This window comes from Arthrobacter sp. TJ-58, assembly GCF_058269295.1.
On record NZ_JBZCNM010000001.1, the window covers coordinates 776,143 to 797,643 of the forward strand.

16 protein-coding genes are annotated in these 21,501 nt (G+C 65.9%); 5 read left to right on the top strand and 11 right to left on the bottom strand.

Annotation, left to right across the window (positions count from 1 at the left end):
• Window positions 1–67 precede the first annotated feature (67 nt).
• From whiA to AC4D2W_RS03655, 10 genes are all read right to left on the bottom strand, one after another.
• Entirely contained in the window at window positions 68–1,048 is a 981-nt protein-coding gene (whiA, locus tag AC4D2W_RS03610) for a DNA-binding protein WhiA (protein ID WP_400929052.1), read from the bottom strand.
• Between the two features lie 10 nt (window positions 1,049–1,058).
• A complete protein-coding gene (locus tag AC4D2W_RS03615) occupies window positions 1,059–2,087 on the bottom strand; it encodes a gluconeogenesis factor YvcK family protein (protein ID WP_490925530.1) in 1,029 nt (342 codons plus the stop codon).
• Complete coding sequence (rapZ, locus tag AC4D2W_RS03620) at window positions 2,088–2,987, bottom strand: RNase adapter RapZ (RefSeq protein ID WP_490925531.1); 900 nt, start codon at window positions 2,985–2,987, stop codon at window positions 2,088–2,090.
• Window positions 2,988–3,055: 68 nt separating this feature from the next.
• A complete protein-coding gene (gene uvrC / locus AC4D2W_RS03625) occupies window positions 3,056–5,062 on the bottom strand; it encodes an excinuclease ABC subunit UvrC (RefSeq protein WP_490925532.1) in 2,007 nt (668 codons plus the stop codon).
• 84 nt (window positions 5,063–5,146) lie between these two features.
• Window positions 5,147–5,815 carry a lysophospholipid acyltransferase family protein gene (locus AC4D2W_RS03630; RefSeq protein ID WP_490925533.1) on the bottom strand — a complete coding sequence of 223 codons (669 nt, stop codon included), beginning with the start codon at window positions 5,813–5,815 and terminating at the stop codon, window positions 5,147–5,149.
• A complete protein-coding gene (locus AC4D2W_RS03635) occupies window positions 5,802–6,506 on the bottom strand; it encodes an HAD hydrolase-like protein (RefSeq protein WP_490925534.1) in 705 nt (234 codons plus the stop codon). Before AC4D2W_RS03635 ends, AC4D2W_RS03630 begins: the two co-directional genes overlap by 14 nt.
• 90 nt (window positions 6,507–6,596) lie before the next feature.
• A complete protein-coding gene (gene uvrA / locus AC4D2W_RS03640) occupies window positions 6,597–9,494 on the bottom strand; it encodes an excinuclease ABC subunit UvrA (RefSeq protein WP_490926012.1) in 2,898 nt (965 codons plus the stop codon).
• Window positions 9,495–9,569: 75 nt separating this feature from the next.
• Window positions 9,570–9,947 (bottom strand): GntR family transcriptional regulator, encoded by a 378-nt coding sequence (locus tag AC4D2W_RS03645; RefSeq protein WP_490925535.1) that lies wholly within the window; start codon window positions 9,945–9,947, stop codon window positions 9,570–9,572.
• A gap of 84 nt (window positions 9,948–10,031) precedes the next feature.
• On the bottom strand, window positions 10,032–12,005 hold the full coding sequence (locus tag AC4D2W_RS03650; RefSeq protein WP_490926013.1) for an ABC transporter ATP-binding protein: 1,974 nt from the start codon (window positions 12,003–12,005) through the stop codon (window positions 10,032–10,034).
• A gap of 5 nt (window positions 12,006–12,010) precedes the next feature.
• Window positions 12,011–13,744 carry an ABC transporter ATP-binding protein gene (locus AC4D2W_RS03655; RefSeq protein WP_490925536.1) on the bottom strand — a complete coding sequence of 578 codons (1,734 nt, stop codon included), beginning with the start codon at window positions 13,742–13,744 and terminating at the stop codon, window positions 12,011–12,013.
• Between the two features lie 123 nt (window positions 13,745–13,867).
• Here AC4D2W_RS03655 and AC4D2W_RS03660 point away from each other — a divergent pair, with 123 nt between their 5' ends.
• The gene (locus AC4D2W_RS03660; protein WP_490925537.1) at window positions 13,868–14,506 is read left to right on the top strand and encodes an MBL fold metallo-hydrolase; all 639 of its coding nucleotides are present in this window, start codon (window positions 13,868–13,870) and stop codon (window positions 14,504–14,506) included.
• 91 nt (window positions 14,507–14,597) lie between these two features.
• On the top strand, window positions 14,598–15,983 hold the full coding sequence (locus AC4D2W_RS03665) for an APC family permease (RefSeq protein WP_490925538.1): 1,386 nt from the start codon (window positions 14,598–14,600) through the stop codon (window positions 15,981–15,983).
• Here AC4D2W_RS03665 and AC4D2W_RS03670 read toward each other — a convergent pair.
• Window positions 15,980–16,759, bottom strand: coding sequence for a trans-aconitate 2-methyltransferase (locus AC4D2W_RS03670; RefSeq protein WP_490925539.1), 780 nt, complete (start codon window positions 16,757–16,759; stop codon window positions 15,980–15,982). The genes AC4D2W_RS03665 and AC4D2W_RS03670 overlap by 4 nt on opposite strands.
• Before the next feature lie 60 nt (window positions 16,760–16,819).
• Between AC4D2W_RS03670 and AC4D2W_RS03675 the strand changes: the two genes are divergently transcribed.
• The 3 genes from AC4D2W_RS03675 to AC4D2W_RS03685 are packed head-to-tail and all read left to right on the top strand — an operon-like array spanning window position 16,820 to window position 21,172.
• Window positions 16,820–19,360 carry a DEAD/DEAH box helicase gene (locus AC4D2W_RS03675; RefSeq protein WP_490925540.1) on the top strand — a complete coding sequence of 847 codons (2,541 nt, stop codon included), beginning with the start codon at window positions 16,820–16,822 and terminating at the stop codon, window positions 19,358–19,360.
• A 10-nt stretch (window positions 19,361–19,370) separates the two neighbouring features.
• Window positions 19,371–19,850, top strand: a complete 480-nt coding sequence (locus tag AC4D2W_RS03680; protein ID WP_490925541.1) for a GNAT family N-acetyltransferase — start codon at window positions 19,371–19,373, stop codon at window positions 19,848–19,850.
• A complete protein-coding gene (locus tag AC4D2W_RS03685) occupies window positions 19,847–21,172 on the top strand; it encodes an alpha/beta fold hydrolase (protein ID WP_490925542.1) in 1,326 nt (441 codons plus the stop codon). Before AC4D2W_RS03680 ends, AC4D2W_RS03685 begins: the two co-directional genes overlap by 4 nt.
• The last annotated feature ends 329 nt before the right edge of the window (window positions 21,173–21,501 follow it).

The window sequence follows — 21,501 nt, forward strand, 5'->3', positions numbered from 1 at the left end:
GCGTTTCCACCCGGAAACTTAGGTGCAGCCCAAAGGCAGCATGCTTAGTCCATCTTATGCTTCAACGCTACTCGTCAAGCATCTCAGGAGTCACATTGGCCTCAGTGCCGGGGATGCCCAGCTCAGCCGCACGCTTGTCCGCCATGGCCAGCAGGCGGCGGATGCGCCCGGCAATGGCATCTTTGGTCATGGGCGGCTCGGCGAGGTGCCCCAGTTCGTCCAGGGACGCCTGCTTATGGGCCACGCGAAGCTCGCCGGCATAGCGGAGGTGCTCCGGAACGTCCTCACCGAGGATGTCCAGGGCGCGGTCCACCCGTGCTCCGGCGGCAACCGCCGCCTGGGCGGAGCGGCGCAGGTTGGCGTCATCGAAGTTCGCCAGCCGGTTTGCCGTGGCGCGGACTTCCTTGCGCATCCGGCGCTCTTCCCAGACCATCAGGGCGTCGTGGGCTCCCATCCGGGTGAGCAGGGCGGCGATGGTGTCCCCGTCGCGGATGACAACGCGGTCGATCCCCCGCACTTCGCGTGCCTTGGCGGCAATGCCGATCCGGCGGGCAGCGCCGACCAGTGCCAGGGCCGCTTCCGATCCGGGGCAGGTGACCTCAAGCGAGGACGAACGGCCCGGCTCGGTCAGGGAGCCGTGGGCCAGGAATGCCCCGCGCCACACCGCTTCTGCGTCTGCGGCGGAACCGTTGACCACCACGGAGGGCAGCCCCCGGACCGGGCGTCCGCGGGCATCCAGGAGCCCGGTCTGGCGTGCCAGTGATTCGCCGTCCTTCACAACGCGCACCACGTACCGGTTGCCGCGGCGCAGTCCGCCGCCGGAGACGACGATGATCTCGGACGCGTGTCCGTACACTTCGGCGATGGCGGCGCGCAGCCGCCGGGCCGTGGAGGCCAGGTCAACTTCAGCTTCAATGACTATGCGTCCGGAGATGATGTGCAGTCCTCCGGCAAAGCGCAGCAAGGCTGATACTTCCGCTTTGCGGACTGAGGACTTTTTCACGTCGAGCCGTGAAAGTTCCTCTTTTACTGCTGCGGTCAACGCCACAAATACACTCCTAATTTTCCCCAAAGATGTCGTGGTAGGCCGTAGCCAGGCGCAGCGGATCATGGATCGGGCGCCCGGTCGCTGCCCCCACCTTACCGAAGACGGCCCTGCCGCCCATTCCGGCGACGGCGTCGCTGAAGGCCGAGGGGTCCTCAATGACGGCGGGATCAGCCAGGACGGCGTCCACCTTGAGGTCGGGGGCATACCGCCGGATCTGCGCCAGATGGTCCACGGCGGACATGCCGGCCGTTTCCTTGGTCTCGTTGCTGAGGTTCATGGTCAGGCACACCTTGGCATTGGTCCGGCACAGGGCGCTGCGCAGGTCCGGCAGCATCAGGTGCGGAATGACCGAGGTGTACCAGGAACCCGGGCCCAGGATGATCCAGTCCGCGCGCTCAATGGCGGCCAGCGCCTCGGGGCAGGCCGGGGCGTCGGCGGGTTCCAGGCGCACTTCGCTGACCTTCCCGGAGGTTCCGGCTGCCGCCAGGCGGGCCTGTCCGGTGACCAGTTCCAGGTGCTCGCCGTTTTCGGTGCGGCGCAGCACGTCACCTTCGATGGTCAGCGGCTGGGTGGACATGGGCAGGACCTGGCCGCGGGCGCCGAGCAGCGCGCCCGCCCACTGCAGGCCGGCCACCGGGTCCCCCAGCAGCTCCCACAGGGTCACGATGAGCAGGTTGCCCAGGGCATGGTTGTCCAGCGAGCCGGTAACGCCGGGCCGGGACTGGAAGCGGTGCTGCATGACGTCCCGCCAGGTGCGTCCCCAGTCGGTGTCATCGCACAGGGCGGCCAGGGCCATGCGCAAATCTCCTGGCGGCAGCACGTCCAACTCGTCGCGCAGGCGGCCGGAGGAGCCGCCGTCGTCGGCCACTGTGACAACGGCAGTCAGGTCCGTGGTCAGCAGGCGAAGGGCCGAGAGCGAGGCGGAGAGGCCGTGGCCGCCGCCGAGGGCGACGACGGCGAGGGCGCCGTCGGAGCTGCCCGTGCCCCGGTCCGCCCCGTTCTGGGGCAGCACCGGCAGGGAGCCGGTCAGAAAGCTCATCTACTCGCGCCCGAGGTCGCGGTGGTGGGCGCTGACGGTGACGTGCGGCAGCTGGGCCAGGCGCTTGGCCAGCTCCTCCGTCACGGCCACCGAGCGGTGCTTGCCGCCGGTGCAGCCGACGGCGATGGTGGCGTAGTGTTTGTTCTCGCGGCGGTAACCGTCAATGACCGGCTCCAGGGCGTCCACGTAACGGTCCAGGAAGTCCCGTGTGCCCTTGGCCCCCAGGACGTATTCCCGGACATCGGTGTCCAGGCCGGTGTGGGGGCGCAGCTGCGGTACCCAGTGGGGGTTGGGAATGAAGCGGACGTCCGCCACATAGTTGGCGTCAACGGGCAGCCCGTACTTAAAGCCGAAGCTCATCACGTTCAGCCGCAGCACAATGGGACCGGATTCGGTGAAGAGCTCGGTGATGGTGGTGGCCAGGGCATGGACGTTGAGCTTGGAGGTATCCACGACGACGTCGGAAGCCTCGCGCAGCTCCTTCAGTACGTCCCGCTCGGCGGCGATCCCGTCAAGGATGCTGCCGTCCTCCTGCAGCGGATGGGGGCGGCGTCCCTGCTCGAAGCGGCGGACCAGGGTGTCATCTTCCGCATCGAGGAACAGGAGGCGGTAGGTGACGCCGGCAGCGCGGAGCCCGCTCAGGGCTTCCCGGATGTCCTGGAACAGCTCCTTGCTGCGGACATCAACCACCACGGCAAGCTTGGGAATCGACTGCGGCATCCGCGAAACCAGTTCGGTCAGGGTCCCGAGCATCAGCGGCGGGAGGTTCTCCACCACGTACCAGCCGTGATCCTCCAACGCGTTGGCGGCCGTGCTGCGTCCGGCGCCGGACATGCCGGTGACCACCAGCAGCTCCGACTCGGCGGGCTTGACCGGGGTCAGCGCGTCCTGTTCATTCATTTCGGTTGTCCTGTCCTTACTGGTTTCGTCCGGCCGGTGCCGGGGAATAGGCCGGTTACCCAGCCTAGCTAAGTTTCCAGGATTTCGCCGGTGGTCATGTTGACGGCCGGCGCAACCGATTCCGAAGACTTCGATGCGAGCTGCGCATGCACCGACGCGGCAAGTGCCGGGCCGATTCCGGGAACGCGCTGCAGATCCTGCACGGAGGCAGCCCGAAGTTTCTTGACCGACCCGAATTCCTTGAGCAGGGCAGTGCGCTTGGCCGGACCCAGCCCGGAAATCTCGTCCAGCAGCGAGGCCGTCATGGACTTGGCGCGCTTTTGCCGGTGGAAGGTAATGGCAAAGCGGTGCGCTTCGTCGCGGATGCGCTGGAGCAGGAACAGGGCTTCGGAGGCGCGCGGCAGGATGACCGGGAAGTCGCTGTCCGGCAGCCAGACCTCCTCGAGCCGCTTGGCCAGGCCCACCACGTAGATGTCCGTGATGCCCAGGTCCGCCAGGGCGCGGGAGGCCGCGGCCACCTGGGGCTGGCCGCCGTCGACCACCACCAGGTTGGGCGGATAGGCGAACTTGGTCCGCGGCGCGGCGGTGAGCGTGTTGGTCAGGGGCTGGACATCGGTGTCGGTGCGTTCGTCCGGCAGCCCGGCCGGCTGGTCGGGGTCCGCGGCGGGATCCGCATTCTCGGCGAGGTAGTTGCGGAACCGGCGGGAGATGACGTCGTACATGGCCGAGGTGTCATCCCGGGCCGCCTCACCGGTGATGGAGAACTTGCGGTAGTCCGACTTCTTGGGCAACCCGTCCTCGGCCACCACCATGGAGGCCACCACGTTGGTGCCGGAGACGTGCGAGATGTCGTAGCATTCGATGCGCAGCAGGGCCACGGGAAGGTCCAGCGCTTCCTGCAGTTCCTGCAGCGCGGCGGACCGCGTAGTGATGTCGCCGGCCCGGCGGCTCTTGTGCAGGCGCAGGGCGTCCGATGCGTTGCGGGCCACCGTCTCCATCAGGGCCTTCTTGTCCCCGCGCATGGGCACGCGGATATCCACCCGGCTTCCCCGCAGGCCGTGCAGCCATTCCGCGAGTTCCTCGGCGTTGGGCGGCAGGACGGGCACCAGGACCTGGCGCGGAATGCTGTCCCCGGCGGCGGACTCCCCGTAGACCTGCTGGATCAGGTGTTCCACCAAATCCGCGGTGTCGTTGTCTTCGACCTTTTCCACCACCCATCCGCGCTGGCCGCGGATGCGCCCGCCCCGCACATGGAAGACCTGGGCGGAGGCTTCCAGCTCGTCCTCTTCCAAAGCGAAGATGTCCGCATCGGTGTCTTCGCTGAGCACCACGTTGTTGCGTTCAAAGACCTTCCGCAGGGCGGAGATGTCATCACGGAGCCGGGCCGCGGTCTCGTAGTCCAGCTCGGCTACGGCGGCCTGCATTTCCTTTTCCAGGCTGGAGATGAAGCGCTTGCCCTCGCCGGACATGAAGTCGCACAGCTCGGCGGCCAGCTGCCGGTGGTCTTCGGGACTGATGCGTCCCACGCAGGGTGCCGAACACTTGTCGATGTACCCGAGCAGGCAGGGCCGCCCGGTGCGTTCGGCGCGCTTGAAGACACCGGAACTGCAGGTGCGCACGGGAAAGACCCGCAGCAGGGTGTCCAGCGTTTCCCTGATGGCCTTGGCGGGGTAGAAGGGCCCGAAGTAGCGGGTGTCCTTCCGCCGGTCTCCGCGCATGACCTGTGCGCGCGGGTACTTCTCCCCCATGGTGACGGCGAGGTAGGGGTAGGACTTGTCGTCCCGGAACATGATGTTGAACCGGGGGTTGAATTCCTTGATCCAGGTGTACTCAAGCTGCAGGGCTTCAAGCTCTGTCCCCACGACAGTCCACTCGACGCTGGCGGCGGTGTGGACCATGGCCCGGGTCTTGGGCAGAAGCCCGGCAGGGTTTGCGAAGTAGGAGTTTAGGCGGGAACGGAGGTTCTTCGCCTTGCCCACGTAGATCACCCGGCGGTGCTCATCACGGAAACGGTATACACCGGGTGCGGTGGGGATTTCCCCTGTTTTCGGCCGGTAAGTTGCTGGATCTGCCACTGTTCCATCCTACGGTTGCCGCGGCAGCGGTCTTGGACCCGGAGGGGCGCTTTTCGCGCCGCGCTGAACTCGTCGAACGCGGGCCTAGCCTTCGGCTTTGTTCTGGTTGTAGCTGCCGGCGCGTTCCTGCCCGGACAACTCGGCAATGGCGTCCATGACCCGGTCCGTGGCCTGCCGGCGGGCGGGCAGGGCGTGGTCCGGGCCGGTTTTGGAGAAGTACAGCGGCCGGCCCACCTTCATGGTGAAGTGCTGGGGCTTGATCCACTTTTTGCCCGCCGGCTGCAGGTTTTCGGTACCGATCAGACCCACGGGCACCACGGGTGCGCCGGAGGTCAGGGCCAGCCAGCCAACGCCGGTCCGTCCGCGGTACAGCAGGCCGTCCCGTGACCTGGTTCCCTCCGGATAGATGCCTATGCCGCTGCCCTGCTCCAGCCGGTCCAGCAGCGTCTTCAGCGCAGCAACGGACGCGGCCTGCTGGCCGCGCTCCACGGGAATGGAGCCCACACCCTCAAAGAAGGTGCGCATGGCGGCGCCCTTGACTCCGGTGCCCGTGAAATATTCGGCCTTGGCGAAGAAGGCCACCGGGCGGGGCATCAGTGCCTGAGTCAGGACGCTGTCCAGGAAGGACAGGTGGTTTGCCGCAACAATGAACGCCCCGGTTGCCGGAACATTTTCCAGGCCGATGACGGTGGGCCGGCAAAGCGAGGCAATCAGGCCGCGGGTGGATGCGCGGGTGAGGTCATAGACGCCCATGTGCGCCGGTCCTCTCCTGCGCCCGGAAGCGCTCCAGTTCCGCCAGCAGTTCTTCCGCTGTGTGCACGACGGCGGAAGCACCGGCCGCTTCCAGCTCGCCGTCCGCTGCGAAGCCCCAGGTAACGCCGATGCAGTCCAGGGCGTTGTCCGCTGCGCCCTCAACGTCGTGCCGGCGGTCCCCCACCATGACGGCGCGGGAAAAGCTGCCTGCATGGCGCCCGAGGGCAGCGCCGATAATGGTCTTCTTGCCGTTCAGTGCGGCGGCAGCCTGCTCATCGGCGGGTGAGCCGTGAACGGAATCAAACAGGTCAATAAGGTCCTGGACACGGAGCAGTTCCGCGGCCAGCGGTTCGGGCTTTTGGGTGGCTACGGCCAGCACGGCGCCCTCTGCACGAAGCTGTTCGAGGCCCTGCCGGATCCCCGGATAGGGGCGGCTCTGTGCCATTCCGGCGGCCCGGTAGCCCTCACGGTATCTGGCGATGACCTCGGGCACGCGGTCTTCGGGAACACCGGCAATGTCTTTCAGGGAGGTCACCAGTGCCGGGCCGACCATGCGCTGCAGGTCTGCCTCGGCGGGAACGGGCAGGCCGCACGCTGCCAGGGCTGCACTGATGCCGCCGGTGATGCTGCCTGCCGGATCCACGAGGGTTCCGTCCAGGTCGAAGAGCACTAAGAGCCGGGATTCTTTCACCGGGACAGTTTCCCACACGTTTCCCCGGGTACGGAAAAAGGTATTCCCCGAGGGGAATACCTTTTTCCGTGTCATACCGGTCAGCCGCGCCTAGACCGGCTGATTCTGCTTGGCGAACATTTCCGCCAGGAAGTGCCCGGTGTAGCTGACGTCGGACTTGGCCACCTTCTCCGGAGTTCCGGTGGCGATCACCTGTCCGCCGCCGTTTCCGCCCTCCGGACCCATGTCGATGATCCAGTCGGCGCTCTTGATGACATCCAGGTTGTGCTCGATGGTGATCACAGTGTTGCCTTTGTCCACCAGGCCCTGGAGGACCAGGAGCAGCTTCCGGACATCCTCGAAGTGCAGGCCGGTGGTGGGTTCATCCAGGACGTACACGCTGCGGCCGTTGGAACGCTTCTGCAGTTCCGCTGCCAGCTTCACGCGCTGAGCCTCGCCGCCGGAGAGCGTGGTGGCGGGCTGGCCCAGCCGGACGTAGCCAAGGCCGACGTCGACGAGCGTGTTCAGGTGGCGCGAGATCGGCGAGAACGCGGCGAAGAACTCCGCAGCCTCCTCAATGGACATGGCCAGGACCTCGGCAATGTTCTTGCCCTTGTAGTTCACCTCGAGGGTTTCGCGGTTGAAGCGTCCGCCGTGGCAGACCTCGCAGGGAACGTAGACATCCGGCAGGAAGTTCATTTCGATCTTCAGGGTGCCGTCACCGTGGCAGGCCTCGCAGCGTCCGCCCTTCACATTGAAGGAGAACCGGCCGGGGAGGTAGCCGCGGACCTTGGACTCCGTGGTCTCCGCGAAGAGCTTCCGGATGTGGTCCCAGACGCCGGTATACGTGGCCGGGTTGGACCGCGGAGTGCGCCCGATCGGGCTCTGGTCCACGTGGATGACCTTGTCCAGGTTCTCCAGGCCGTCGATGCGCAGGTGCCGTCCCGCCACATGCTTGGCACCGTTGAGCTTGGCGGCCAGCGTCTTGTAGAGGATGTCGTTGATCAGCGTGGACTTGCCGGAGCCGCTGACGCCGGTCACTGCGGTAAAGACGCCCAGCGGAATGGTGACGTCGATGTTGCGCAGGTTGTTTTCCCGGGCGCCAACAATCTTCAGCTGGCGGGTCTTGTCCACCTTGCGCCGCTTGGCGGGGATCTCGATTTTCCGGCGTCCGGAGAGGTAGTCACCGGTCAGGGAGCGCTTGTTCTGCAGCAGTCCTTCCAGGGACCCGGAATGGACTACTTCACCGCCGCGCTCACCGGCGCCCGGTCCAATGTCGACCACCCAGTCGGCCTCATAGATGGTGTCTTCATCGTGCTCCACCACAATCAGGGTGTTGCCGAGGTTCCGCAGCCGGGTCAGGGTTTCGATCAGGCGCCGGTTGTCCTTCTGGTGCAGGCCGATGGACGGCTCGTCCAGGACGTACAGCACACCCACGAGGCCGGAACCGATCTGGGTGGCCAGGCGGATGCGCTGGGCTTCACCGCCGGAGAGCGTGGCGGCGGGCCGGTCCAGACTCAGGTACTCCAGTCCGACGTCGAGCAGGAAGGTCAGGCGGGCCAGGATTTCCTTCAGGACCTGGTCGCCGATCTTTGCCTCGCGCACCGTCAGCTCGAGCCCGCGGAAGAATTCAGCAGCCTCGCGCAGGGGAAGCGCGCCCGCCTCGGCGATGTTGCGGCCGTTGATGAGCACTGACAGGGATGCCGGGTTCAACCGGGCTCCCCCGCACTCGGGGCAGGGGATTTCCCGCATGTATTCCTCATACCGGTCCCGGGCGCTGTCCGATTCGGTTTCAAGGTGCTTGCGGTGGATGTACTGGATGACCCCTTCAAAGCCGGTGCTGTACTTGCGCTCCCGGCCGAAGCGGTTCTTGTACTGGACCACTACCTTGTGGTCCTTGCCGTTGAGGATGGCTTCCCGGGCCTTGGCCGGAAGTTTCTTCCACGGTACGTCCATGGAGAAGCCCAGTTCCTTGGCCAGGCCGGCCAGCAGCCGGTTCCAGTACTCCAGGGTGGCATTGCCCAGCGCCCACGGAGCCACGGCGCCGGCGGCCAGGCTCAGGTTCGGGTTGGGAATGACCAGTTCCTCGTCCACCTCCAGGCGGCTGCCGATGCCGGTGCAGACCGGGCAGGCGCCGAAGGGGTTGTTGAAGGAGAAGGACCGGGGCTCAATTTCGTCAATGGCCAGCGGGTGCTCATTGGGGCACGCCAGATGTTCGGAGAAAGCGCGGATCCGGTCCTCGCTCTTTTCATCCACGTCTACGAAGTCGGCCAGGACGCGGCCCTCGGCCAAACCAAGCGCGGTTTCCACCGAGTCGGTCAGGCGCTGCCGAATACCGTCCTTGGCGACCAGCCGGTCCACCACCACTTCGATGGTGTGCTTGTACTGCTTGCCCAGCTTGGGCGGATCGGAGAGCTGGATCTGCTCGCCGTCAACCTTGGCGCGGGAGTAGCCCTTGGCGGCCAGCTCCTTGAAGAGGTCCACGAACTCGCCCTTGCGGCCGCGCACCACGGGAGCCAGGATCTGGAACCGGGTGCCTTCTTCGAGCTCCAGCAGCTGGTCGACGATCTGCTGCGGGGTCTGGCGGGACACGGGCTCGCCGCAGACGGGGCAGAACGGGGTGCCCACGCGTGCCCAGAGCAGGCGCATGTAGTCGTAGATTTCGGTGATGGTCCCCACCGTGGAGCGCGGGTTCTTGGAGGTGGACTTCTGGTCGATGGAGACCGCCGGGGAAAGTCCTTCGATGAAGTCGACGTCCGGCTTGTCCACCTGCCCCAGGAACATGCGGGCGTAGGAGGACAGGGATTCCACGTAGCGCCGCTGTCCCTCGGCAAAGATGGTGTCGAAGGCCAGGGAGGACTTTCCTGAGCCGGAAAGACCGGTAAAGACAATCATCGCGTCACGCGGCAGATCAAGGTCCACGTTGCGCAGGTTGTGCTCCCGGGCGCCCTTGACGATCAGGCGGGAAAGATCATTGCCGCTGTGCGGCTCATTGGCACTGTCGGCCATCAAAGAGGTAGCTGTAGACACATTTTCCACTGTAGTTCACCGTTTGGTTCGAAGATGTATTCGACACCGCAGTGTTCACCGCAGGCGAAGAGCCGTCTCGACGTAGGTCAGGGCTTCCTTCGGATCCAGGCCGTTGGCCCGGACGGAGTCGGCAAAAACCCGGGCCGCTTCCGCCACCCGCCGTTTGCCGTTGTCTCCTGCTGCAGCAATCACGGTGCCCGCCCGCGAGCGCGTTGTCACCACTTCGGCCTGTTCCAGTTCGCGGTAGGCCCGCGCCACGGTATTGACCGCGAGTCCCATCCGGGCGGCGAGCGCGCGTACCGGCGGCAGCCGGGTTCCGACGGCGAGGCGCCCTTCATTGGCGGCATCCAGGATCTGGACGCGCAGCTGCTCGAAGGGAGGTACCGAGCTGGCGGCGTCGATGCGGACCCAGGACAGGACGTCGTCACTCATGGGACCGCCTTCAGGTTGGAGGAATTCGGAAATTTGCACTGTTTCCAGTTTGCCATGCCGGAACCGGCAGCGCCGCGAGGCAGGTCACAGCGGGGTGCCGGCCTCCCCCGCCGTCTCCTCCTCAACCGCGGGTTCGGCGAACTGGGAACGGTACAGCTCGGCATAGAAGCCCTCCAGGCCCAGCAGCGTGTCGTGGGTTCCCTGTTCCACGATCTCCCCGTGACGCACCACCAGGATGACGTCCGCATCCCGGATGGTGGACAACCGGTGGGCAATCACAAAGCTGGTCCGGGCTTCCCGCAGGGCGCTCATGGCCAGCCGGATGGAGATTTCGGTGCGGGTGTCCACCGAGCTCGTTGCCTCGTCCAGGACCAGGATGGAAGGATCCGCCAGCCAGGCCCGGGCGATGGTGATGAGCTGGCGCTGTCCCTGGCTCAGCGATCCGCCGTCGTATCCCAGCACCGTGTCATAGCCTTCGGGCAGCGAGCGCACAAAGTGGTCCACATGGGTGGCACGGGCAGCCGCAACAATCTGCTCTTCCGTGGCTTCCGGTGCTCCGTACGCCAGGTTCTCCCGGATGGTCCCCTCGAACAGCCAGGCATCCTGGAGCACCATGCCGATCAGGCGGCGGACGTCGTCGCGCCGCATCCGGGCAATGTCGGTTCCGTCGATGGTGATCCTGCCGGCATCCACGTCATAGAAACGCATCAGCAGGTTGACCAGGGTGGTCTTGCCCGCCCCCGTGGGACCGACAATCGCGACGGTCTGTCCGGGCTCCGCCGTGAAGGACAGGTCCTTGATCAGCGGTGCTTCCGGCGAATAGCTGAAGTCCACGTGGTCAAAGGCCACCCGCCCCTGCACATTGGTGATGGTGAGCGGATCCGCCGGGTCCCGGTCCTGTTCCCGGTCATCGAGCAATTCGAACACACGTTCGGCTGAAGCAACGCCTGACTGCAGCATGTTGATCAGCGAGCCGATCTGCCCCAGCGGCTGGGAGAACTGCCGGCTGTACTGGATAAAGGCCTGCACTCCCCCGATGGAAAGGCGTCCGTTCGCCACCAGGATCCCGCCCACCACGGCCACCGCCACATAGTTCAGATTGGAGATGAACTGCATGGTGGGCATGATGATGCCGGAAACGAACTGGGCCCGGAAAGATGAGCGGTACAGGGTTTCATTGGCCGGCCGGAAGCCTTCCACCACGCGTTCCTGCTGCCCGAAGGCCTTGACCACGTCCTGCGCGCTGAACATTTCCTCGATGTAGCCGTTGACTTCCCCCGTGGATTTCCACTGCTGCATGAACTGCACCTGCGAGCGCCGGGCAATGAGCACGGTGACGACGGCGGAAACCGGCACCGTAATAACGGCAATCAGCGCCAGCAGCGGAGAGAGCCACAGCATCATGCCCAGCACCCCCACGATCGTGAGGGCGGAGGTGATGATCTGGGTCAGCGTCTGGGAGAGGGTCTGTGCCAGATTGTCGATGTCATTGGTGACGCGGCTCAGCACATCCCCCCGGGATTCACGCTGAAAATGGGACATCGGCAGGCGGAAGAGCTTCGCGTCCACCTGCCGGCGCAGCCGGTACATGGCGTTCTGCACCACCCGTGCGGTGACCCGTGCCTGCAGCCACCCGAAGAAGAACGCCGCCACATAGATCGCGAGCACCCCCAGCACCAGGACCGCGAGCCGGCCGAAGTCCATGCCGGCTCCCGGTACCACGTCCATGGCGGCCAGCATGTCCGCCAGCTGGTCCTGCCCGGAGGAGCGCAGGGCCTGCACCTGGTCCGCCTTGCTGATCCCCGGCTGCAGCCGTGAGCTGATGACTCCGTTGAAGATCACGTTGGTTGCTTCCCCCAGGATGCGGGGAGCGGTGACGGCGAGCGCCACGGAAACGACGGCGGCCACCATGACCAGCGCCGCCCGCATCCGGTCCGGGCGCATCAGCGACAGGATGCGCCGGACACTGGAGCGGAAGTTCAGCGGCTTCGCGGCGGGCACACGTCCGCCGGGGCCGTGTCCCGCAGCGGCCGGTCCCGGCCGTGGTCCGCCGCGCATCCCGCTCACTGCACTTCCTCCGCCGTGAGCTGGGATTCAACGATCTCCCGGTAGGTGGGCGAGGAAGACAGCAGCTCCTCGTGGGTTCCCTGTCCGGCTACCCGCCCTTCCTCCAGCACCACAATCCGGGAAGCATCGGCAATGGTGTTCACGCGCTGGGCCACAATCAGCACCGTGGAGGACCGGGTGCGCTGTTTCAGGGCTGCCCGCAGCCTGGCATCCGTGGCGAAGTCCAGGGCGGAGAAGCTGTCATCGAAGAGGTAGATCGAGGGGCGGACCACCAGCGCCCGGGCAATGGCGAGCCGCTGCCGCTGCCCTCCGGAGAAGTTTCCCCCGCCCTGCTCCACACGGTGTTCCAGCGCCCCCTCGGATTCGCGGACAAAATCCGCTGCCTGGGCAATCTCCAATGCTTCCCAGATTTCCGCGTCGGTGGCATCGGGCTTGCCGAAGCGGAGGTTGGAAGCGATGGTCCCGGCAAACAGATAGGCCTTCTGCGGCACCAGGCCGATGCCGCTGCGCAGGGAGTGGAGGGTAACGGCCTCAATGTCCTGCCCGTCAATGGAAATTCCTCCGGACGTGGCATCGAGCAGCCGCGGCACCAGGTTGAGCAGGGTGGACTTGCCCGCCCCCGTGGATCCGATGATCGCCGTGGTTTCCCCTGACTGCGCCGTGAAGCTCACGCCGTGAAGCACGGGGGCCTCCGCCCCGGGATAGGTGTAGCCCACATTGTCGAAGGCCACCGTCCCGCCGTCGTACACCAGCGGAACCGCATCCTCACTGTCATGCACGGTGCTCTCGGTATCCAGGACCTCATAGATCCGCTCCGCGCAGACGGCGGCACGCGGCAGCATCATGATCATGAACATGGACATCATGACGGCCATCAGAATCTGCATGATGTAGGCGATGAACGCCGTAAGCGCTCCGATCTGCATCTGCCCGGCATCGATCCGGTAGGCGCCGAACCAGACCACCGCCACGGAAGCAAGGTTGGCCACGAGCATGGCTGCCGGAAACAGCAGCGCCATGTACTGCGCGGTCCGCAGCTGTGTGCCGGTGAGCTCGGAGTTGGCGGCGTCGAAGCGGGCTTCCTCCGTACGCTCACGCACAAAGGCCCGGATGACCGCCACCCCCATGATCTGCTCGCGGAGCACCGAATTGACCCGGTCGATCTGCTTCTGCGCCCGACGGAACAGCGGGATCAGGCGGCGCAGCACCAGGCCGATCACCACGAACAGCACCGGAAGGATGAGCAGGAGGATGCCGGAGAGCGGCACGTCCTGGTTCAGGGCCAGCAGCACCCCGCCCACGCCCATGATCGGCGCCGACACCATCACGGTAAAGGTCATCAGCAGGGCCATCTGCACCTGCTGGACATCATTGGTGGTCCGCGTAATCAGGGACGGGGCACCAAAGACACCCACCTCCCGGGAGGAGAAGGACTCCACCCGGGTAAACAGGTCGTCCCTGATGTTCCGGCCCACGCTCATGGCCACGCGGGCAGCGAAAAACGTGGCGGCCACCGCACACACGACCTGGCCGGCAGTGATGGCCAGCATCCAGCCGCCCAGATTCAGGATCACCCCGGTGTCCGCTGTCACTACGCCGCGGTCAATGATGTCCGCGTTCAGGGTGGGAAGAAACAGCGTCGCAGCGGTTTGCAGGAACTGCAGAATGACGACGGCGGCAACGGCGCCTTTATAGGGGGCCAGATTCTGCCGGACAAGCCTTAGGAGCACGCTTCCTCCAGGACCGGCCGGATCCCACGCCCGGCACCATCTGAACGTACGCCCGGCACCCCGGGCAGGCAAGACCCCCGGGCGGGGGGTCCGCACCTGCGAGCGCCGAACTAGACTGGCGCCATGTTTGATTTGAAGAATGTGACCATCCGCAGCCGGTCCGTGAGCAGCATGGACAACAACGTCTACGTCATCACCGCAAAAGACACCGGGGAACAGGTCCTCATCGACGCCGCCGACGACTTTCCTGCGATCCGGGAGCTGCTCGCCGAAGCGGCCGCCGACGCTTCGGTCCCCGCACGCGTCGCACTGATTATCACCACGCACAGCCACTGGGACCATGTCCGGGCGCTCGCCGAAGCAGTGCAGGCCACAGGTGCCCGCACGGCTGCAGGCAGCGAGGATATGCCGGACATCGAGGTCCCCACTGATGTGCCGCTGGAGCACGGCGACGTCGGACGTTTCGAAGGGTTTGAACTCGAAGCCATCAAGCTCCGCGGCCACACCCCCGGCTCCGTGGCCCTGCTGTACCGGGACCCCAACGGTCCGGCGCACCTGTTCACGGGGGATTCGCTCTTTCCCGGCGGACTGGGTAACACGCAGCAGGATCCTGAGCGGTTCGCGTCCCTCTACCGGGACACTGTCGAACGTGTGTTCGAATACCTGCCGGATGACACCATCGTCCATCCCGGCCACGGCGCCGGAACCACTCTGGGCGCCGAGCGCCCGCACCTGCAGGAATGGAAGGAACGCGGCTGGTAGAGCCGCATTCCGGCCCGCTTTCGTTGACCCGCTTCCGCCGCGGGACTTAGGCTCCAACAGGATCAGCCGAAACGGATGAGAGCGGGCACTCGTGGCCAATTCAGCGTCGTCGCCCGCAAGTGCCTCCCAGCCGAAAGCACAGATCGGACTCACCTCCTGCGTGGCCTTCGGCGTGGGCACCACGGTGGGCGGCGGCGTCTTCACCCTCTCCGGAACAGCCATCAATATCGCCGGGTCCGGCGCCGTCCTGAGCTACATTATTGCCGGCATTGTGATGGCGCTGTGCGCTGTGTCCTTCATTGTGGTATCCACCCGGGCCAAGGACGGGGAATCCGGTTACGGGCCCGTCGGGGACATCCTCAGCCCCTTCTGGCGGTTCGTGGTCATGTGGGCGTTCTATCTCAACGGAGCCACGATCATCGCGTACCTCGTGGATTCCTTCGGCGAGTACCTTGGCAAGTACTTCCTTCCCGCCATCGGCACCCTGACCCTGGCACTGCTGGCCACCGTCGTCGTGACGGCACTGAACCTGGGCCCAACGGCACTGGTGGCCAAGGCCGAAACGTGGATTGTGGGAATCAAGCTGGCCCTCCTGATCCTTTTTGCCCTCTGGGGCATCACTGAACTGAAACCGGCGGAAGTGGAACGTCCGCTGCCGGAGGGCACCGGCGGGATCTTCTCCGCGGCCGCGCTGCTGTTCACCGCGTACACCGGCTTCAACGTCATCACGAACATGGCAGGATCCGTCAAGAATCCGCGCAGGACGGTGCCGCGTGCCATCCTGCTGACCCTGCTGGTATCCGGTGTCATTTATCTGGGCACGGTGCTCGCAATGACGGCCAGCGGCATCACCGTTTTCTCGGCAACCGGCGTTTCCCAGGCCGCGGAAATTGTCATGGGTTCCTGGGGCGGCCCGCTCGTGGCCTTTGCCGCCTGTCTGTCCACCCTGTCCGGTGCCAACGCCAACGTGCTCGGTGCCTCCGAAATCATGCTGCGGATGGTGGCCCGCGGTGATGTCCCCCCGGCCCTGGGTCGGCACACGCGCAACGGCCACCCCTATGTGAGCGTGCTGCTGCTGGCCGTGATCACGGTGATCCTGGTGTTCCTCAATGACACGACCTTTGTGGTTTCCATCGCCAACGTTGCCGCCATCCTGGCGATGATCATTGTCAGTGTGGCCGCCGCAGTGCTGGGCTTCCGCAAATGGCCCGGAGAAGGCGCCAGGCTGCCGCTGGGCCCGGTGATTCCAATCCTCGCCGTCCTGGCCGCAGCCAGCCAGCTGCCCTCCCTCGCCCCTGCCGCCCTGATGACCGGCTTCGCGCTGACCGGCCTCGGCGCGGCCCTCTATCTGGCCCGGCACTACCAGGGCGGCGGCGCCGGAGACCGTGCCCATGCCAATGAACAGATAGACAACCTCAGCACCCCGCTGATGAAGGCCGCCCGGACCAGGAGGGCCGGCCGCGCAGGAGGTTCCTAGCCGTTCTTCCGGGCCACCATGAAAATGCGGCGGAACGGGAACACGGTGCCCCACGGACGCTGCGGATAGGCGCCGCGCAGCAGGGCTGCATATTCGGTTTCAAACCGGCCGAAGTCCTCGGGGCTGAGCGCGGCGATGACCGGCCGCAGCGCCGTTCCGCGCACCCATTCCAGCACCGGGTCCTCCCCGTGCAGGATCTGCGAATAGCTGGTCTCCCATACGTCTGCCGCAAATCCTGCCTCGGTCAGCAGGCCCAGGTAGTCTTCCGGCTCATCCACTGCGTCCGCATGGCGCAGTACGCCGTCCAGCTTGTCCGCCCAGGCGGCGCTCGCGGCCAGCTCCCGCATCAGGGCATGGGAAGGGGCCGAGAAGTTTCCCGGCACCTGAACGGCCAGCCAGGCACCGGCGTCGAGCTGTTTGGCCCAGCGGAGCATCAGATCCTGATGACCCGGAACCCACTGCAGCGCGGCGTTGGAAACCACCACATCCGTTCCCGGGCCGGGCTCCCAGTCCTCGATTCCCGCCCGGACAAATTCCAGATTCGGGGGAGCGCCCTCCAGGGCTCTTGCTTCCGCCACCATCTCGGCGGAGGAATCGACGCCGGTCACCTGCGCCTCCGGCCAGCGGGCGGCGAGCGCCGCGGTCAGGGTGCCGGGGCCGCAGCCCAGGTCGACGACGCGGCGCGGAGCATCGGCTGCAATGCGGGCGGTGAGGTCGAAGAAGGGCCGGTCTCGGTGCGAGGAGAACTGTGTGTATTTCCGGGGATCCCATGTCATGCCGCCGAGCCTACCCTCCCGTCGGCAACCGGCGGCCGCGCCCGATACTCTGGTAGTGACATGAAACTTCTTGAACAGCTGCCCTCAGGTCCCTCCGCCACCGCCACCATCGACCCCGATGAGACCTACACGTCCTTCCTGGAATGGGTCGAGAGCCGGGGCATGTCGCTGTATCCGGCGCAGGACGAAGCGGTGATGGAGCTGGTGACCGGCAACAACGTCATCCTGGCCACCCCCACCGGGTCCGGTAAGTCCATGGTGGCCATTGCCGCGCACTTCTATGCGATGGCGCAGGATGAGCGCAGCTATTACACGGCTCCCATCAAGGCCCTGGTCTCGGAGAAGTTCTTCGCCCTCTGCGAAATCTTCGGTGCCGAGAACGTGGGCATGGTCACCGGTGACTCCTCGGTGAACAAGGACGCCCCGATCATCTGCTGCACCGCGGAAATCCTGGCCAATATTGCCCTGCGCGAGGGTCCCGACGCGGACCTGGGCACCGTCATCATGGACGAGTTCCACTTCTATTCCGATCCGCAGCGCGGCTGGGCCTGGCAGGTTCCGCTGCTGGAGCTGCCGCAGGCCCAGTTCCTACTGATGTCCGCCACCCTGGGCGACATGACCCGGATCGCCAATGAACTGAGCGAGCTCACCAACCGGGACACCGTTACCGTGTCCTCCGTGTCACGGCCGATCCCCCTGCACTACTACTACGTGGAAACCCCGGTCCAGGAGTCCCTCGAGGAACTGCTGGCCACCAAGCAGGTGCCGGTCTACGTGGTGCACTTCTCCCAGATCGAAGCCATTGACCGCGCCCAGGCGCTGATGAGCATCAACGTCTGCACCCGCGAGGAGAAGGATAAGATCGCCGAGCTGATTGCCGGCTTCCGCTTTGCCCCCGGCTTCGGCAAGACCTTGAACCGGCTGGTGAGGCACGGCATCGGCGTCCACCACGCCGGCATGCTGCCCAAGTACCGCCGCCTGGTGGAACAGCTGGCGCAGGCCGGCCTGCTGAAGGTCATCTGCGGCACCGACACCCTGGGCGTGGGCATCAACGTGCCCATCCGCACCGTGCTGATCACCGCCCTGTCCAAGTACGACGGCACCCGCACCCGGCCCCTGAAGGTCCGCGAATTCCACCAGATCGCCGGCCGCGCCGGACGTGCCGGTTATGACACCGCCGGCACCGTCGTCGTGCAGGCGCCGGAGCACGTGATCGAAAACGTGAAGGCCATGGCCAAGGCGCACGCCAAATTCGGCGATGACCAGAAGAAACTCCGCCAGGTAGTGAAGAAGAAGCCGCAGGCCGGCTTTGTGTCCTGGGGCAAGCCCACCTTCGAGAAGCTGGTCGACGGCACCCCTGAACCGCTGACCTCCAGCTTCAACATCACCCACTCCATGCTGCTGAACCTGCTGGAGCGCCCGGGGGATCCCTTCGCCGCGGCCAAGAAGCTGCTCACGCACAACCATGAGACCCGGTCCTCGCAGCTGGCGCTGATGAAGAAGGCCCTGAGCATCTACCGGGAGCTGAAGACCGCCGGCATTGTGGAGGTCCTGCCGGAGCCCGACCCCGACGGCCGCACCGTCCGCCTGAAGGTGCACCTGCAGCCGAACTTCGCCCTGAACCAGCCGCTGTCCCCGTTTGCGATGGCCTCCTTGGAGATCCTGGACCCGGACAGCCCCTCCTACGCCCTGGACGTGGTGTCCGTGATCGAGGCAATCATGGAGAAACCGCGCCAGGTCCTCTCCGCCCAGGAGAAGAAGGCCCGCGGCGAGGCCATCGCCGCCATGAAGTCCCAGGGCATCGAATACGACGAGCGGATGGCCCTGCTCGAAGAGGTCACCTATCCGCAGCCGCTGGCCGAGCTGCTGGAGCAGTCCTTCGAGGTGTACCGCTCCGGCGCCCCGTGGCTGGGCGAGTTTGAGCTGAGCCCGAAGTCGATTGTGCGCGACATGTACGAACGCGCCATGAGCTTCGGCGAGTATGTGCAGTTCTACTCCCTGGCCCGCTCCGAAGGCGTGCTGCTGCGCTACCTCTCGGACACCTACAAGGCCCTGCTGCACACCGTGCCGCCGGAGCGGCTGCGCGAAGACCTGGAAGACATCATCGAGTGGCTCGGCGAACTGGTCCGCCAGACCGACTCCTCGCTGCTGGACGAATGGGAGGAGCTCGCCAACGGGATCAATCCCGAGGCCGGCGCCGAACCGGTCCTGCCGCCGGTTCCGGATAAGCTCACCGCCAATGTCCGCGCGTTCCGCGTCATGGTCCGCAACGAGATGTTCCAGCGGGTGAAGCTCTTCGCGGATGAGGATGACCGCGCCCTGGGCGAGCTCGACGGCGGTTCCGGCTGGGATGCCGACCGCTGGGCGGACGTGCTGGACGCGTACTTCGAAGAGCACGAGGACATTGACGACGGCCCCGACGGACGCGGCCCGAACCTGCTGATCATCAAGGAACTGCCCGGCAAATGGGAAGTCCGGCAGATCTTCAAGGACCCGGCCAACCACCTGGACTGGGGGATCACGGCCGAGGTGGATCTGGCGGCCTCGGATGAGGCAGGCTCCCCCGTCATCAAGGTCATTGCGGCGGGCCGGCTGGACTAGGCTGGGGGGCATGCAGATTCGCCCCGCCCGCCCGGAAGATGTCCCGGTCATCCTTGAGCTCATCCATGACCTGGCGATCTATGAAAAAGAGCCGCACGCCGTCAAGAACACCGTTCAGGCGCTGGAGCAGAACCTCTTCGGAGAGAACCCTGCCATCTTTGCCCACGTGGCAGTGGATTCCGGAGCAGTGCAGGGCTTTGCCCTCTGGTTCCTGAACTACTCCACCTGGGAGGGCGTGCACGGCATCTATCTGGAGGACCTGTATGTCCGGCCCGAGGCGCGGGGCAAGGGCTGCGGCAAGGCGCTGCTGCGCACCCTGGCCGAAATCGCCGTCGAGCGCGGCTACGCGCGGGTGGAATGGTGCGTGCTGAACTGGAATGAACCCTCCATCCGTTTCTACAAGAGCCTCGGCGCGGTGCCGCAGGATGAGTGGACCACGTTCCGGCTCACCGGCGAGGCCCTGACCGCGTTTGGCGGTGCTGCCGCATGAACGTTCCGCACACCACCTCCGCTCCGTACGACGTCCGCGGCATGCGCGTCACGGACCACCGCTTCACCGTGCCGCTGGACCATTCGGCGCCTGACGGCGAAACCATCACCGTCTTTGCCCGAGAATATTCGGACGCTGAACTGCCGCAGGCCGAAACGGAACAGCTGCCCTGGCTGCTGTACCTGCAGGGCGGCCCCGGCGGAAAAGGCTCCCGGCTGCTGTCCTTCGGCGGTTGGACCAAGGCTGCCTCCCGGCACTTCCGCATCCTGATGCTGGACCAGCGGGGCACCGGCCTTTCCGCCCCCGCGAACCGGCAGACCCTTGCCCTGCGCGGCGACGCCGCCGCCCAGGCGGACTATCTGACCCATTTCCGGGCAGACTCGATCGTGGCCGACGCAGAACTCATCCGTGAGGCCCTGGGTTCGGAGCCTTGGACGACCTATGGCCAGAGCTACGGCGGCTTCTGCACGCTGACCTATCTGTCCTTTGCTCCGCACGGATTGCGCGAATCCCTGATTACCGGCGGCCTCGCCCCGCTGACCGGGCCGGCCGACCGGGTCTACCGGGCGACTTTCTCCCGTGTGGCAGCGCGCAACGCGGAATACTTCGCGAAGTATCCGCAGGACCGGGACCTCACTACCCGGATCGCCCGGCATCTGGAGAACGTTCCGGAGTACCTGCCCTCCGGCGAGCGGCTCACCGTCCGGCGCTTCCAGATGGTTGGCTCCTTCCTGGGCGGCAACACCCGCATCGACGGCCTGCACCTGCTGCTCCAGGAGGCCTTTGTTCCAACGCCCGGCGGCGACCGGCTCTCGGATACGTTCCTGGAGGCCGTCCACGGGCTCGTCAGCCGTGCCGCGAACCCGCTTTATGCCCTGGTTCACGAGTCCATCTACGGGCAGGGGGAGGCGACCCGCTGGGCGGCCGAGCGCGTGCTGGCCGAATATCCGCAGTTCCGGCCCGAGGCGGAAGAGCCCCTGTACACGGGCGAGATGGTCTATCCCTGGTACTTCGATGAAGATCCGGCGCTGGTACCGCTGAAGGAAACGGCTGACCTGCTGGCTGCAAAGGACGACTGGCCGGCGCTCTACGATCCGGAGCAGCTGTCCCTCAACACCGTTCCCGTTGCCGCCGCTGTCTACACGGATGACATTTACGTGGACCGCGGCCTGTCGCTGGAAACAGCGGCAGCGGTCCGGGGCCTTCAGGTCTGGGAAAGCGCCGATTTCCACCATGACGGCATCGCCGACGACGGCGAAGGTATCTTTAACCGGCTTCTGGGCATGGTGCGGGCTGAGCCGGATCCGGACTCCGCCGCCTGACATTTGCCCGGATCCCAAAACGAACGCCGCCCTTCCCACAGGGAAGAGCGGCGCTCGGCTGCCGGTGCGCTGCTGCGCCGGCTTGTTGTACCGGGTGTTACTACTTTTCGGTCTGGTCCGCAGAGGCGTCCCGGGCGGTGCCCGGACGGCCGGAACGGGGGTCGGTGGCGCGGAAGTGCGCACGGGCCTCGTCCGTGATCTCGGGCAGGTCGACGTCGTCACGGTCCTGGGCCGCAGTGGTGGCCGCGCTGTAGGTTTCGCTGACCTTTTCGTAGGCTTCCACGCGTTCTTCGTGCGGGGCGTCCTCTCCGAGGTTCCGGTAAACCTTC